General features: G+C 59.1%; 16 protein-coding genes. 11 read left to right on the top strand and 5 right to left on the bottom strand.

Annotation, left to right across the window (positions count from 1 at the left end; genetic code table 11):
- Window positions 1-429: 429 nt before the first annotated feature.
- Both AC3ISA_RS14175 and AC3ISA_RS14170 read right to left on the bottom strand, forming a co-directional pair.
- Window positions 430-900: a hypothetical protein gene (locus tag AC3ISA_RS14175; RefSeq protein WP_489178370.1), complete on the bottom strand. Its 471-nt coding sequence runs from the start codon at window positions 898-900 to the stop codon at window positions 430-432.
- A gap of 125 nt (window positions 901-1025) precedes the next feature.
- Window positions 1026-1664, bottom strand: a complete 639-nt coding sequence (locus AC3ISA_RS14170; protein WP_489178369.1) for a hypothetical protein — start codon at window positions 1662-1664, stop codon at window positions 1026-1028.
- A gap of 463 nt (window positions 1665-2127) precedes the next feature.
- Between AC3ISA_RS14170 and AC3ISA_RS14165 the strand changes: the two genes are divergently transcribed.
- Both AC3ISA_RS14165 and AC3ISA_RS14160 read left to right on the top strand, forming a co-directional pair.
- Window positions 2128-2370: a hypothetical protein gene (locus tag AC3ISA_RS14165; RefSeq protein ID WP_489178368.1), complete on the top strand. Its 243-nt coding sequence runs from the start codon at window positions 2128-2130 to the stop codon at window positions 2368-2370.
- Between the two features lie 88 nt (window positions 2371-2458).
- A complete protein-coding gene (locus tag AC3ISA_RS14160; protein ID WP_489178367.1) occupies window positions 2459-3823 on the top strand; it encodes an ArdC family protein in 1365 nt (454 codons plus the stop codon).
- A gap of 43 nt (window positions 3824-3866) precedes the next feature.
- Here AC3ISA_RS14160 and AC3ISA_RS14155 read toward each other — a convergent pair whose 3' ends face one another.
- Window positions 3867-4595 carry a hypothetical protein gene (locus AC3ISA_RS14155; RefSeq protein ID WP_489178366.1) on the bottom strand — a complete coding sequence of 243 codons (729 nt, stop codon included), beginning with the start codon at window positions 4593-4595 and terminating at the stop codon, window positions 3867-3869.
- A gap of 198 nt (window positions 4596-4793) precedes the next feature.
- Window positions 4794-5390 carry an HNH endonuclease gene (locus tag AC3ISA_RS14150; protein WP_489178365.1) on the bottom strand — a complete coding sequence of 199 codons (597 nt, stop codon included), beginning with the start codon at window positions 5388-5390 and terminating at the stop codon, window positions 4794-4796.
- Between the two features lie 594 nt (window positions 5391-5984).
- On the opposite strand from AC3ISA_RS14150, the gene AC3ISA_RS14145 reads away from it, so the two are divergent.
- The 7 genes from AC3ISA_RS14145 to AC3ISA_RS14115 all read left to right on the top strand — a co-directional run bounded on the left by AC3ISA_RS14145 (window position 5985) and on the right by AC3ISA_RS14115 (window position 9477).
- Entirely contained in the window at window positions 5985-7262 is a 1278-nt protein-coding gene (locus AC3ISA_RS14145; protein ID WP_489178364.1) for a hypothetical protein, read from the top strand.
- Window positions 7262-7600 (top strand): hypothetical protein, encoded by a 339-nt coding sequence (locus AC3ISA_RS14140; RefSeq protein ID WP_489178363.1) that lies wholly within the window; start codon window positions 7262-7264, stop codon window positions 7598-7600. Before AC3ISA_RS14145 ends, AC3ISA_RS14140 begins: the two co-directional genes overlap by 1 nt.
- A 160-nt stretch (window positions 7601-7760) precedes the next feature.
- Complete coding sequence (locus AC3ISA_RS14135; RefSeq protein WP_489178362.1) at window positions 7761-8219, top strand: hypothetical protein; 459 nt, start codon at window positions 7761-7763, stop codon at window positions 8217-8219.
- A gap of 199 nt (window positions 8220-8418) precedes the next feature.
- Window positions 8419-8571, top strand: a complete 153-nt coding sequence (locus tag AC3ISA_RS14130) for a hypothetical protein (RefSeq protein ID WP_489178361.1) — start codon at window positions 8419-8421, stop codon at window positions 8569-8571.
- Window positions 8564-8776: a hypothetical protein gene (locus tag AC3ISA_RS14125; RefSeq protein WP_489178360.1), complete on the top strand. Its 213-nt coding sequence runs from the start codon at window positions 8564-8566 to the stop codon at window positions 8774-8776. The genes AC3ISA_RS14130 and AC3ISA_RS14125 overlap by 8 nt, the downstream gene beginning before the upstream one ends.
- A 213-nt stretch (window positions 8777-8989) precedes the next feature.
- Window positions 8990-9142 (top strand): hypothetical protein, encoded by a 153-nt coding sequence (locus AC3ISA_RS14120; protein WP_489178359.1) that lies wholly within the window; start codon window positions 8990-8992, stop codon window positions 9140-9142.
- Entirely contained in the window at window positions 9139-9477 is a 339-nt protein-coding gene (locus AC3ISA_RS14115; RefSeq protein ID WP_489178358.1) for a hypothetical protein, read from the top strand. Before AC3ISA_RS14120 ends, AC3ISA_RS14115 begins: the two co-directional genes overlap by 4 nt.
- A 169-nt stretch (window positions 9478-9646) precedes the next feature.
- On the opposite strand, the gene AC3ISA_RS14110 is transcribed toward AC3ISA_RS14115, so the two are convergent.
- Window positions 9647-10836, bottom strand: a protein-coding gene (locus tag AC3ISA_RS14110) for an IS3 family transposase (RefSeq protein ID WP_489178357.1) whose coding sequence is annotated in 2 segments (ribosomal slippage) — window positions 9647-10578 and window positions 10578-10836 — 1191 coding nt in all. Because the reading frame shifts where the segments join, the coding sequence is not laid out codon by codon here.
- A gap of 170 nt (window positions 10837-11006) precedes the next feature.
- On the opposite strand from AC3ISA_RS14110, the gene AC3ISA_RS14105 reads away from it, so the two are divergent.
- Both AC3ISA_RS14105 and AC3ISA_RS14100 read left to right on the top strand, forming a co-directional pair.
- On the top strand, window positions 11007-11633 hold the full coding sequence (locus tag AC3ISA_RS14105) for a hypothetical protein (protein WP_489178356.1): 627 nt from the start codon (window positions 11007-11009) through the stop codon (window positions 11631-11633).
- Window positions 11634-11717: 84 nt separating this feature from the next.
- Entirely contained in the window at window positions 11718-12560 is an 843-nt protein-coding gene (locus tag AC3ISA_RS14100) for an energy transducer TonB (RefSeq protein WP_489178355.1), read from the top strand.
- The last annotated feature ends 40 nt before the right edge of the window (window positions 12561-12600 follow it).

Raw genomic sequence — 12600 nt, 5'->3', positions numbered from 1 at the left:
GTGCTGGCACATACGACCGTTTTTGACGCATCTCCGATGCCACTTCGGTTAAGAGAAACTTAGGTTAAAGCGGAGTTAACGCATTTTCTTCACGAAAGAGCTTGCCACGTCCGGGAAATCGGGCGTATCTCGAACCTGTGGTCGGCAACCGCCGGACACAGAAACGGCCCCCCGCCAAGGCGAGGAGCCGTCGTGTGAAGCAGTAACCCGTTAGCGCGGGTTCCTAAGGAGATGGAGGTGAGAATGACGAGGCATTCTCTGGGCTGGCACACAACAACAACATTGTGAATCAGCCGGGGCGGTCCTTAGGGGCCGCCCTTACTTTTTATGTAGAGCGAATTGATTGCGATGTCCAACTTCGCTCAATTTCATTCAACATAGCATTCTGAAAAATCGCGGTAGCGAGCCAGTCGGAATGCGGCCTTCACATTAGAACAGACGCTCGCCCCTCACCTGTCCGGTGTATGGCGCAACGGTACACTGACCGGTTTCCTGTCGTGAAATTCTAGCGCCGCCCATTCCGGTGAAATCGAACACGCCGGTATGACGATCTACCGATTGGCGGGCGATCATCCGCACTCCGTTTACGACCTCATCCATTTGGAAGAATACGAGGGTGGCGGGATAGACGGTAAGCGCGTTCATTTCCCGGCACGGCCCGACGCAGTATCGCTTCGTCGTCAGGTCGATGCGGAACCGCAGATCAGCCAGCGGCGTCGGCCGACGACCAGTCGTTTCCATCCGTCCAGTGCAGATCAGGTCGAACATTTCGCTGGATGCAGCAGGCGCGGCAGTCGATGGCGCGGGTGCCATATCAGCGAGGTGTGGAGCCACAATGCTGGGCGCTTGCACTGGCCCTGACAGCCTGCCCGCCAGCGCTTCGATCTGGGCGTCGGACATGGGGCTTGGGGATGCCTGAAAGGCAACCATCAACGCGCTAGCGGCCAACCACATCGCTTCTTCTCCAACCTACGATTGGGCGATGCACTATATGGCGAAGGTTCTCAAATCGTTTGGATGACCGGCTAAGTGATTGCCCGGTCCTGTTGCGACTTGCCCTCGTGGAACCTGCGGCTCAACGCTTCCAGCAAGCTTCTTGGCGTGCTGTCGAAAACGGTCGCGAGATCGTCAGCAGTGATCTGTGCGAAAGGTAGATCCGTTTGACGCCTCAGCGCACGGATGCCGCTGCGCATTGTATCAAGACCTTCGGATGCGACGAGCTTCTCGACCAGCATGAACGCCTCACGGTAATCCTTCGGAAGACGGTCCACCCAGATGGCCGGGTCTTCCTGACCGTCAGCACCCACACACCTGTATCGCTCTCGCATGAAATAGACGGAGGAATGCTCCGCCAGCCCTTCTTCCAAGACGGTCGCCTGACCACCCGGTGGCCCGTTCGGATGCAAGGCGTGAACGAACTCATGTGTGAGCGCTTGGTGTAGCTGCCATTCCTCTTCGACAAGCGGCACTACTATGCCGATGATGAAATGGTCATCGGGATCGAGGTAGACCGTGTGGGGATAACGGTCTTCAGCAGACGAAACGACACTGTCGATCAGGACGCGCTCATCCTTCTCACCGAAGATGGATTCGACCCATTCCAACGACTGTCGGCAAACTGCTTCGAAGTCCGGTTCTGCGCTCGCTACATCGGTCTGATCCATGCTCGGAATAGTATCCGAATTGATTTTGGGTCGCGCATTTAAAATAGGGAATATACGTGACTGCGGCGGCTCTACCCCCCGTGGGGTGCGCCCTGCCCGGCCGGTCTGCCTCGACCCTCCGCCACGTTGGGCGCCATAGGCGATGCGCATGGGCCTCCGAATGCGATTCCGCGACCGTGCCTGCGATCATCTCGCCTAACGCGTTGAAACCACTCAACTACATTGCCACTACAACCGGCAATCAACGGTCGGGATGGATCGTCGGCCGGATCATGAGGACGACGCTCTAGAGGGCGTGAGGGCGCGGGCCTGTGTGTGAGCGTTTGGTCCTGCCGTTTTCCTCAATGCATGCATTAATGCATACATTTTGCTTGACACCGGAATCCCAACCCAGCTAGTCAATGCATCAACGCAAAGGGTTTGACGCCCGGCGCGATCACTGCATAAGCGCAAAGGATTGACGATGACCTCCGACTTCACCCGCCTGATCGACCTCACCTCTACCGCCCATGACCTCACCGTCTGGGTCCGCCCCGATGCTGACCTTGATGGCACGTTCGAAGCCGTCTGCGACCTGACTGGCGAAACCCTGTCGATCAACGGTTGGCTCTTCGAAATCAGCGAGGCCGATGCGGAAGCCTCTTATGAGCGCCATCAGCGCGCGATGATCGACGACGTTCTGGCCGGTCCGGATGGTCAGCCCTAATCGCTGCATCAACGCAAATGGCTTGATTTGATACCCACATGGATAGGCAACCGCCGTCCAATCACTGCATAAGCGCAAAGGACTGACGATGAAGACGGAACGCAAAGACATCTATGAGACGGTCACGAATAGCATCGTGGAAATGTTGGAAAGGGGCGTGAAGCCTTGGGCGCCGCAATGGTCCAAGTCCGCCGATGGCCTGCTAGCCCTGCCGCTGCGATCCAACGGCGAGGCCTATCGCGGTCTCAACCTCATGCTGCTGTGGGGATCGGCTGAAGCGAACGGCTTCCGGGCTCAAACTTGGATGACCTTCAAACAGGCCAAAGACCTAGGCGGATCGGTCCGCAAAGGATCGAAGGGAACGCCGGTCGTCTATTGGGGTCGATTCGATCCGAAGAAAGACGAAGCCAAAGGCGATGACGGCGAGGAACGCGGCGTTCTCTTCGCCAAGCAATACACGGTCTTCAACGTCGAGCAGATCGACGGGTTGGACGCCAAGTGGTTCGAAGCTGCGGAGCCACTCCCGGAAGTCGAGCGGATCGCCCGTGCGGAAGCTTGGGTTGCAGGGACGGGTGCCGAAGTCCGCCACGGCGGGAACCGCGCCTTCTTCAGCCCGGCTCACGACTTTGTCCAAATGCCACCGGCTGGCGCCTTCACCGGCATCGAAGCCTACTACTCGACCCTCGCCCATGAACTGACGCATTGGACCGGCCATGAAAGCCGTTTGGGGCGGACCTTCGGCAAACGGTTCGGCGACAATGCCTATGCGTTCGAGGAGCTAGTTGCGGAAATGGGCGCGGCCTTTGCCTCCGCCCGGCTGGGTATCGCGTCCGAACCTCGCGAGGATCACGCCAGCTATCTCGCTTCATGGCTGAAGGTGCTGAAGGCGGACAAGCGCGCGATCTTCACCGCCGCGTCCAAAGCCCAAGCGGCCTGCGATCACCTGTTTGATTTGGCTGATAAGGCCGCAGTTTATACGAAGCCCGCTGAGGCCTCTATCAGGGCCGATGGCGTGATCTGCCTCCCCGACCTGACGAAGCCCGTCCAGCAGCCGCATTCCGGGCACGATGGCGACGATACAGACCCAACTCCGCCCTCTCCTACCCGGCCGCGCCCATTCCATCGCCGCACTGATCCTAGCCTGTGCGAGTTCCTGTCGATCCGGGGGATTTGCGACGATGGCGGCGAGCTATCCGCGCGCGATCTGAACCGCTGGCATCTAGAGGCGCCATTTAGGCGGCGTCTCGTTCGGGCGGATGGTGTGTCGCTTGAAAGGGCTGCAATGGCGGCATGGGAAGCCGGGTATTTTCCGGACGTTCCATCGCCGTCGATGGATAGCAGCGAGAACATGCATCCTGTGACGGAAGCCGTCCTGCTGCGGGCGATGGAGCAAGAACTACGCGCGGACTATCCGCACGTTTGGGTGGACCACGAAGAGGCATTCTTCGCCTGATCATTGCGGATAGCAAAAGGCCCGGCATCTGCCGGGCCTTTCTTTATGCGGACTGCGAGAGGCGGGCCTTCTGGTCCTGATACTCTTCCAAGGTCAGAGCGCCGACCTGATGGAGTTCCCAAAGCTGTTTGACCTGATCGCCATAGGATGACGCCAGCAGCGGAACCGGAGCAGGCGCCGGAAGCTCGCGAACCCTGTCCGCCTTGCGAATGCCATTGACCATATGAGCGTTGATCCGGTCAGCTTTCTCGACATGCGGCTTAATCAGCGTGCTGTTGGGATCGACGCCCTTCGGATCAGTCGATTGATAGATCTTCAAAACGTGGATCGGCCGCACATTGTCGTCCACGGTGATTTTCATCGTGATGTCGCGCACGCGCTCGACCGTTTTGCTCGAACCGGAAAGCGCGCCTGCGAGCATTCCAAGTCCGCCGAATGCGATGCCGCCGACGGCTGCACCGATCAACTGTGATCCGCGATTTGTCGAAGTGATGGAGGCACCATTCTTCAGCATCTCGACCGACGACACCTCGCTGAACATATATTCTTTGGCAAAGTTCAGGTCGCCGAGAACGATAACCCCACGGTCAAACGAGAAGGCGATCAGGCTTCCGTCTGTATCAGACGCGAAAGCCTCGTCCGCTCCATACTGCTCCACGATCTCAAGGCGCCTCGCCTCGATCTTGGCCAGCCGATTTGTCTCCGCCTTCAGACCCGCCCACACGGCCCATGCGATCAACGCAGTGATGACCATCAAGATGACTATGAACATTCAACCCTCCCAGATTGCGCCGGTTATGCCGCTGGGTAGAGGGCTCGTCCAACGGAAAAAGCCGGAAGCGTGTTGGGCGCTCCCGGCTCTTCTTATGACTGCGAACCTCATTTGGTGACGTTCACCGGTATTTATCATCCAGCTAAATAGACGCGTGGGCGAACCCACAAAGCGATCATCTTTTTGATGGTTCTTCCTTCATGGAGCCCCGTCTGATTTCTTCGGGCGGGGCTCTTTCCATGGGATGACGATGATCCGGCCGCCGACTGCTGCGACCCATTCCCCCGGACGGACTTCAAACCGATTGCCCTCGTGGTCCAGTAGGATCGCCGTCGTGCCGTCCATGCGCAGATCGACGATGTCTGGCGTCGCGGCCCAAAATATCCGGAAGTCGTCGCGATGGCCGGTGAACCGTTTGGGCTGGACGGTCGGCCTTGTGTTTCCCGGCTGATCAAAGTCGGGATGATAAGGCAGGGAAGGCCCATTGATCGGGACGCCCTTCGGTTTGGCCGGGCGATATTCGACATTGTCCGCCCGAGCGTTGACCCGGTTGCCGTCCTTGAAATGGACCCAGTGATGAATCGGCCTCGGACCGTGGAAGGCCGTGCAGACCAAAGAGGCGACGGAATAGTTGGTGCGGCTTTTTGGCTTTTGGATGCCGACTGTCGGAAGCCCGCTCGATCCCTCAAACGGACTGAGCAATCCCCGTTCAGATTTGACCCGACCGTGGCTGCTCACCTGACATCCGCGCGATCCGGCGATGTCGCGCCACTCTTCTAGTTCGATGATTTCCATGCCGGTATTTAGGCCGTCACGAACTAATGCTGGCCTTCGGCGGATGCTGGGATAAGGGGGTGAGTTGACGGATTGAAGACGTTTGCCGATCCGCAAATATCTTCCAAAATATTCAACGAATGCGGCTGACGACGAGACGAGTGATCCGTGGATCGCGAGACGAGGTCAGTCCGCCGGATCGCAGCTTGCTGTGAGCCGCGCAATCAACCCGCAAGTCGTCGCCTATTATGGTCCCGAACGCCTGACGGCATTCGTGACGCCTTTCGTCCTCGCTAGTCGATGGCCCGCCATCTCCCGTCTCGGACTTCGGCTCATTTGAGAAATCCGATTGCCGTCACGAACATAGTTTCCTTATTAATTAAGATAATTAAGTGACGCACAATAGGCATTAGTTCGTGACGGCCTGTTCGTCACACGATTTATTTGGGCGGCTTCTCTCCACAATGATAAATAAGTTCGGCGGGATTATCCGCTCTTGTTGGGAGAACTATGACTAAACAGATTATCGAATACAGCGCTGCTGCGTGCGGCGCTGGGAAGACACAATGGGCCGTCGAATGGATGGCCGCCAAACCCGCCCTCTACCTCTATGCGGTGGACCGGATCGAAGAGTTCGAGGTTCGGACCCAGCGCATCAACGCGGCGGCCCAGAGAACCCAGACCACGCCGTTCATCACCACCCTATCGAGCGCGGCCGGATTGAGCGTGGTTCAGGAGTTTCCGCGTCGGATCGAAACCCTCAGCCAGTTCAGCCACGCCGTTCTGATCATCACACACGCGGCCTTGAAGCTGATCGACCATAGCGTATGCGCCGATTGGACCTTGATCATCGACGAAGACCCCAAGCTCTGGACCTCAGATGTCCTTGATCTGGGGGCCTCACGCCCGTTCTGGGACGCCACCTATAACCTCGAACCCATCGCTGATCTCGCAGGCTATTCAGCCATCCGTTTGAAGGCGAACGCCCCGTCTTTTCATGAAGTCGGCCGCGACGCCCTCACCCGTCCAATCGCCGCTCTTCATGACCGCATTCGCCGGTCGAACGTGACCGTCAAACTCACGGACTGGGGTCAGTTGACCCAGCGCCTGACGTGGTTCGCGATCTGGGATGTGACCGATCTCGCGATCTATCGCCGGGTCATCATCCTCGCCAACTCGTTCGACCAGTTGTTGACCGCCAAGCTGATCCGGATTTCGGCTCCGAACGTCGAGCTACGCCCTATCGCGATCACCCGTTCGCAGGCTTGGGCGCCTCGCTCCGTCCAGATCAACTATGTGGCGTCCGATCACACCGCCACAGTCAACCATCTAGCCAACACCGCAGAGGGTCATGACATCGTCGCGATGTGGTCGGCGTGGGTTAGTCGGTCGGCGTCGTCGCAGCATTATTGGTGCGCCAACCTCAGCTTCCCGGTGGGAGTGATTCCCGGCGTCCGGATATCGCCGAAGATCGCAGGGTCGAACGCCTATGCGGCCTTCCACGAATGCTCTGTCCTCTACGCGGCGAAGGCCTCGACGAATGAGGCGCGCGTGTTTGCTGACCTCGCCGGTGGAGCGATTGCGTTCGACGACATCCGCAGGGATCGCGAATTCGAGGATTTGATTCAGGTCGTCTTCCGCAGCAGCCTGCGTGACCCCGCCAGCACCGCCGCTGTGACCTTGAATGTCTATGACATCGAGCAGGCGGAGTTCCTGTGCCGGTATTTCACCGCCGCAGGCTTTCCGTTCTCGATCACCCTGACGCACCACGACATCGGCGCGCAGAAGACGACGCAGAAACGCGGGCCTAAGCCGCAGCCGGGCAAGTCCAAACTGACGCCTGCTGAACGCGCCAAGGCCTACCGCGAGCGCAAGAAGGCGGAGGCGGCGTGATGGAAACTCGCTACATCGACTTCATGAAATCCGTGCTGCTGATCAATGCAGCATTCATGGAACGAGTGGACATAGACCTGATCGAGGTGACGTATTCACGCCCCTACCCGATCACCGTTCTGGGGTTCACGCGCACCTATCAGCAAGACGATGTCATAACGTTCGTCGTCATGAAACTGACGTTTCCTGATCCTGCCACTCTGATGGAGTTCAGCCTCAACAACGACGAGCCGGTATTAGATCGTGTTGATGACGAAGACGCGCTTACCCCGATTGTCAGCGCATTGATGCGCGAGAACTTTGAAGCCATTCGCAACGGCGTTCGCCGCAGAAGATAAATACCACTGAAGAAGAACTGTCCGCCCATCTGGGGCGTCACAAAGGAGACTGATGAGAGACCAATATCACGCTGCGACCCAAGAGGCCGCGAAGGAAGTTTACGACGCCTACATCGCGTTTCACGACGCAATCACGACCTACATTCAGAAGCCCAGCTTCGTGCTGCATGGTCTGCCGGAAGAGTTCCGCGTCGATATCAATGCGGCGGACGCGATCACGGATTGGCACCGCAACTGCGACCGCTCCCGGATCGGAGACGCGATCCGCAACCGGAAAGATTTCTACGCCACACGCCCGGCCGACGATGCCGCGCCGACGACGGAGCCGACCAATTCGGAAGCCCGCGATGCGATGATTAAGGCGTTCGACACCGCCGTAGGATCGGCGCGGTCATACCGTGAAGCTATGGCGGGGGTGCGGGGTCAGTGGTCCGAGACCGAAGCGTCGGTCGAAGGCGCGGTTGAGAACCGGGTTGGCATTTTCGTTGCCGACGCCCTGCTCCGCGCCAAGGAGGACGCGCGGACCATAGCCTATGAAACCCGCATAAAGCTGCTGGATGAGCCGGTCACGCGCCGTCAGATGTTTGAGGCGCTGAAGGCGTCGAAGGGGGGCGAATGACCCGCTTCATCCTTCCGGCAATAGTCGCTTCGACCCTCGCCGCGTGTGCAGCGCCGCCGCCGCCGTCAAAGGAAGTTCAGCTAAGCCCTCGCCTCTCGCGAACGTGCGATGGTCATCGCGCTATCTATGAGATCAATGGCGATTGGTCCACGCGCTACGAGGTCCGCGAGAACGATCCTGTTTGCGGAGGGTCGGCCAAATGACCCACCTCACCCTCATTATCCAGTTTATCGGGATCGCACTCGCGATCCTCGGCGTCCTGCACGGCGAACCCGATCAAATCACCCACGGCTTTCTGATCAGCCTGACCGCACAAGTCGCTCGGATCGAAGCGCGGAGGCGAGATGACTAACGTAGTCCATTTCCCCAACACCGCGCCGGTCGCCGACGCGCCAGCCGTTCCGGCTGACGAACGCACCTTTCTGCACTGCTCGCACTGTCACTCCGCTCATTTCGTCGTCGAGATCATCGACGAAGACCGGCGCCAGATCAGATGCGGCCTCGCGGGCTGCGAACAGGTCATTCAGGACATGGTTTGGTGGGAGGGCGACCAATGACCCTCATCCACATCCACACTGATCGCGACATCGCAGCCCGTCTGATCGACGAGGACCGACGCACATGGATCGACGTGATCGAAGTCACGGCTCAGCCGATCTTCCGCGTCCGCAACGGCCAGCACATCACCTCATACGAGGAGCGAGATGAGACGGTGTGCGCCATCGATATCCCGACCGGCAATCACACCGCCCTGTTCTTCCCCCACCGGAATGGGCGTCTTCACCCTTGGCTCAGGCCTGCGCTTCACGTTCGACAGCGAGAGCGCCGCGATGGAGTTCCGGCTCACCCATGCCGACCACATCCTTGATGTTGAACCGGCGAACGCCGCCCGCAGTGTGCTGATGTCGTTGGAACCGGCTTGAATCCTTACGTCATCGAGTTCGAGCCGCTCCACTCCTCGACCGTTAAACTGCACGTCCTCTTCCCGACATCGGATCTGATCGAACTGGCGCGAGCCCTTGGCGCCAAAGTGGAGGCCCACCTTTATGCCGACGCTCCTACGATCCCCGCGCTCATCATCTGGATCGAGCCTGAAGCGCTGGCCGTATTCCAAACCGCCTTCCCCGCTGATCACGTCCGCCCAAACTTTTTGAAAAAGTTTTTGGAGAAAAATTCCTGCCCCACTGGTGGGTCGTTCGACGATCTGGCTGAGCGTGCGGTGGGGCTGTGGGAAGCTGCGCAGCCAAAAGATTTTTAAAATCTTTTTTCAAAAAAGTTTTCCGACTGGGCGGACATGCGCGATGGCGGCGCCAAGCCTATTGACAAACCGATGTATTCGTGATAACCTATATTTGCCGCTCAGGGCATGTTTCAATATAGGATCAGCAGTGTCTAATTCCGCTCACGACTGACGTGACCCCCGTTTCTCATCCAGCCATAACGAGAGTCCTTTGGTGATCTGAACTGGGGTTGGTGGGGTTGGCAAGAGGCCGGTCAGCGCAGCCTTCAACCAGCGCAGCGGACCGGCCGATCTTTCCGCTGAGCGCATCTGCGTAAGCCTGCGGCGTCAGCCATCCCAGCTTTGAGTGCGGCCGGGTTTCATTGTAGTCGCGCCGCCAGGCTTCGAGCACGACACGGGCGTGCGGCAATGATCGGAACAGCGTCTCGTTCAGCAGCTCGTCACGCAGGCGGCCGTTGAAGCTTTCGTTGAAGCCGTTCTGCTGGGGCTTGCCTGGCGCGATGTAGTGCCAGCCGACCCCGGCCTCGTCCGCCCAGGCCAGAATGGCGTTGGACGTATATTCCGTGCCGTTGTCGCTGATGATCGTGTCCGGGCGCCCCCGTCGCAGGATGATGGCGTCCAGCTCGCGCGCCACCCGCCGGCCCGACAGCGAGGTGTCGGCGACGAGTCCGAGGCACTCACGTGTGCAGTTGTCGATCACTGTGAGGATGCGGAAGCGCCGCCCATCGGTCATCTGATCGGACACGAAGTCCAGCGACCAGCGCTGGTTTGCGACCAGAGGAATCTCCAGCGGCCGCCTTGTGCCCATGGCGCGTTTGCGCCCGCCGCGCCGACGCACCGTCAGCTTCTCTTCGCGGTAGATCCGCTGGACCCGCTTCTTGTTGACCGCATGCCCCTCGCGCCGGAGCATCACGTGCAGACGTCGATAGCCGAACCGCCGACGCTCCTGGGCCAAGGCCTTCAGCCGATCGCGCAGGGCGCCATCGTCCGGTCGTGTCGCCTGATAGCGCACGCTCGTCCGATCCACGCCCAGCACCCGACAAGCCCGCCGCTCGCTCATCGCGTAGGCCGACTGCAGGTGCGCCGCCGCCGCTCGATGCGCAGCGGGCGTCACCACTTTTTTCCCAGCAGATCCTTCAGCGCGACGTTGTCCAGCATCGAGTCCGCCAGCATCCGCTTCAGCTTGGCGTTCTCGTCTTCCAGCACCTTCAGGCGCCGGGCCTCCGACACGTCCATGCCGCCATATTTGGCTTTCCACTTGTAGAAGGTCGGCGAGCTCAGCCCGTGCTTCCTGCACAGGTCCGCCACCGGGACACCGGCCTCCTGCTCGCGCAGGATCCCGATGATCTGCTCTTCCGTGAACCTTGATCGCTTCATTCTGTCCGTCCTTTCGAGGAGCGGACTCTAGCTATTCCTGGAGGAGTTTCAGGGGGTCACGTCACGACTTTTACACCTTTTTGGACGCCGCGCAAAGTGGTCGCATTAGAGATGGAGAGTCGGGCGAGCGAATGATCTTCAGTCGATCCGAGTTGGCCGACCTTGCTCGGATGATCGTCTACGATGTCGGCGACATCGACACCGCTCACAACTTTGATCCTGACAGTGACAACAAGATCGATCTGACTAACTCGATGGCGCGTCTCGGTGCCGCCGAGTTCGGGCTCATGTCTGTCCATGAAGGCAATGGAGCAACCGAGTTTTACATCGTCACGAACAAGCCAACGATCAGCCGCTTCTACAACGAGGGCGACGGTCGGGGATGGTATGGCTTGTTGAACACGCCCTTCACTCTCGACGCCATCAAGCACCACATCGATGCTTCCATCGACATTATCCTCGCAGCAGAAGCCAATGTTGAGGTCGTCGAGCGGACCTCGCCTACCCTCAGCCGTGTGAACCGCGACCGTTGGAAAAAGGGACTGAGCCGCATCAAGCCGACGCGCGTCATTAGTCTGTCGAAGCCGCGACAAGTCATTCACTACGCAGAGGCCAGCAGCGGACCCATTGAAAGCGTTGGGGGTCATACGACGCATGCCCGCCCCGTCGAGCACGAGCGGAAACTTACGGCGCGGTGGATTCAGCCGAAGAACCGGCGCGGATGGTGGCGTGAAGAGAAGACGGTCGTGGTCAACGCGGGCGTGCGTCGCGCCGGTGTGACGAACGTGGTGCCGTAACGGATTAGCGGATTTTCGCTTGAGACGTTGACTTAGGTTTGTTCATTGGGGAGACCGTGGAGTTGTCAAATAGGAGCCGTCGCGGTGTCTGCGCTCAAACTTCTTTGCTTAGGCGCAATGGCAATCGCCGCCTCTCTGCCTTTCAACGCTAATGCGCAATCGCGAGACGTTGGCCCCTACACGATCAGCGAAGCCAGCGAGTCCTGCACGGCGGGAACCCGCGTAGAACTTCCGGGGCGAGCGCCAATCAAAATTAACTGGGTGACGTTTGCGAACGAGCCGATCTCAGCGCACCTGCTGCTTGAGTCGGATGACTGGTCGGCGGTCGAAGGCCAGAGCTACGATGGGTTCGTATTCCAGTTTTCGAGTCCTAACACCTTCGTACAAGGCTTGCCGGTTGTAGGCGTGGGCGACGGTGGCTTTAAAGTTGAGCTTCCTACGCAGGCACTAACTGCGTTCGCAGAAGCACAGCGTTTAACGGTGGCGCGAGGCGATGACCCGACCAGCGCGAACATCATTCTCGACATGCGATTGATCGGTTCAAGCGCTGCTGTCCGGGCCTTGAAAGACTGTACCGAAAACGTCGGGCAAAAGATTGCCGCTGCCGCACGTGCAGAAGCCTCCGTCAACCATATCACTCGCGATCCTTTCGCCTCCGACGCTCCTCCACCACCGGAAAGAACTTGGATTGTCCGGCCGCGCCCCGAGTTCCCCGAACGTGCCCTGCAAGCGGGCGTCCACCGCGCCCAAGTCGAACTTTCTTGTGAGGTGCTTGAAGACGGTTCGCTGAACCAGTGCGAGGTCGTCCGAGAAGACCCGGAGGGCTTTGGCTTTGGTGCGGCGGCTATTCGTTCGGCCTCGAAAGCTCGCGCGACGGGCAGCGACACATCTCCGTTCAAATTCAAACTCGTGTTCAGCTTGCTCTGATAAGACCAGCCCGCACTAGCCACTTGCATAATGTATGCAT

Source organism: Brevundimonas sp. KH_058, assembly GCF_057838505.1.
The sequence above is the reverse complement of the archived record's forward strand: the minus strand, read 5'-3'. Positions and strand labels throughout refer to the sequence as shown.

Bases quoted from the DNA above. Each gene is read 5' to 3' on its own strand.
- AC3ISA_RS14175 (WP_489178370.1), bottom strand. From the start codon at position 900: ATGTCCGACGCCCAGATCGAAGCGCTGGCGGGCAGGCTGTCAGGGCCA.
- AC3ISA_RS14125 (WP_489178360.1), top strand. From the start codon at position 8,564: ATGACTAACGTAGTCCATTTCCCCAACACCGCGCCGGTCGCCGACGCG.
- AC3ISA_RS14155 (WP_489178366.1), bottom strand. From the start codon at position 4,595: ATGTTCATAGTCATCTTGATGGTCATCACTGCGTTGATCGCATGGGCC.
- AC3ISA_RS14120 (WP_489178359.1), top strand. From the start codon at position 8,990: ATGGGCGTCTTCACCCTTGGCTCAGGCCTGCGCTTCACGTTCGACAGC.
- AC3ISA_RS14165 (WP_489178368.1), top strand. From the start codon at position 2,128: ATGACCTCCGACTTCACCCGCCTGATCGACCTCACCTCTACCGCCCAT.
- AC3ISA_RS14140 (WP_489178363.1), top strand. From the start codon at position 7,262: ATGGAAACTCGCTACATCGACTTCATGAAATCCGTGCTGCTGATCAAT.
- AC3ISA_RS14150 (WP_489178365.1), bottom strand. From the start codon at position 5,390: ATGGAAATCATCGAACTAGAAGAGTGGCGCGACATCGCCGGATCGCGC.
- AC3ISA_RS14105 (WP_489178356.1), top strand. From the start codon at position 11,007: ATGATCGTCTACGATGTCGGCGACATCGACACCGCTCACAACTTTGAT.
- AC3ISA_RS14160 (WP_489178367.1), top strand. From the start codon at position 2,459: ATGAAGACGGAACGCAAAGACATCTATGAGACGGTCACGAATAGCATC.
- AC3ISA_RS14170 (WP_489178369.1), bottom strand. From the start codon at position 1,664: ATGGATCAGACCGATGTAGCGAGCGCAGAACCGGACTTCGAAGCAGTT.
- AC3ISA_RS14130 (WP_489178361.1), top strand. From the start codon at position 8,419: ATGACCCACCTCACCCTCATTATCCAGTTTATCGGGATCGCACTCGCG.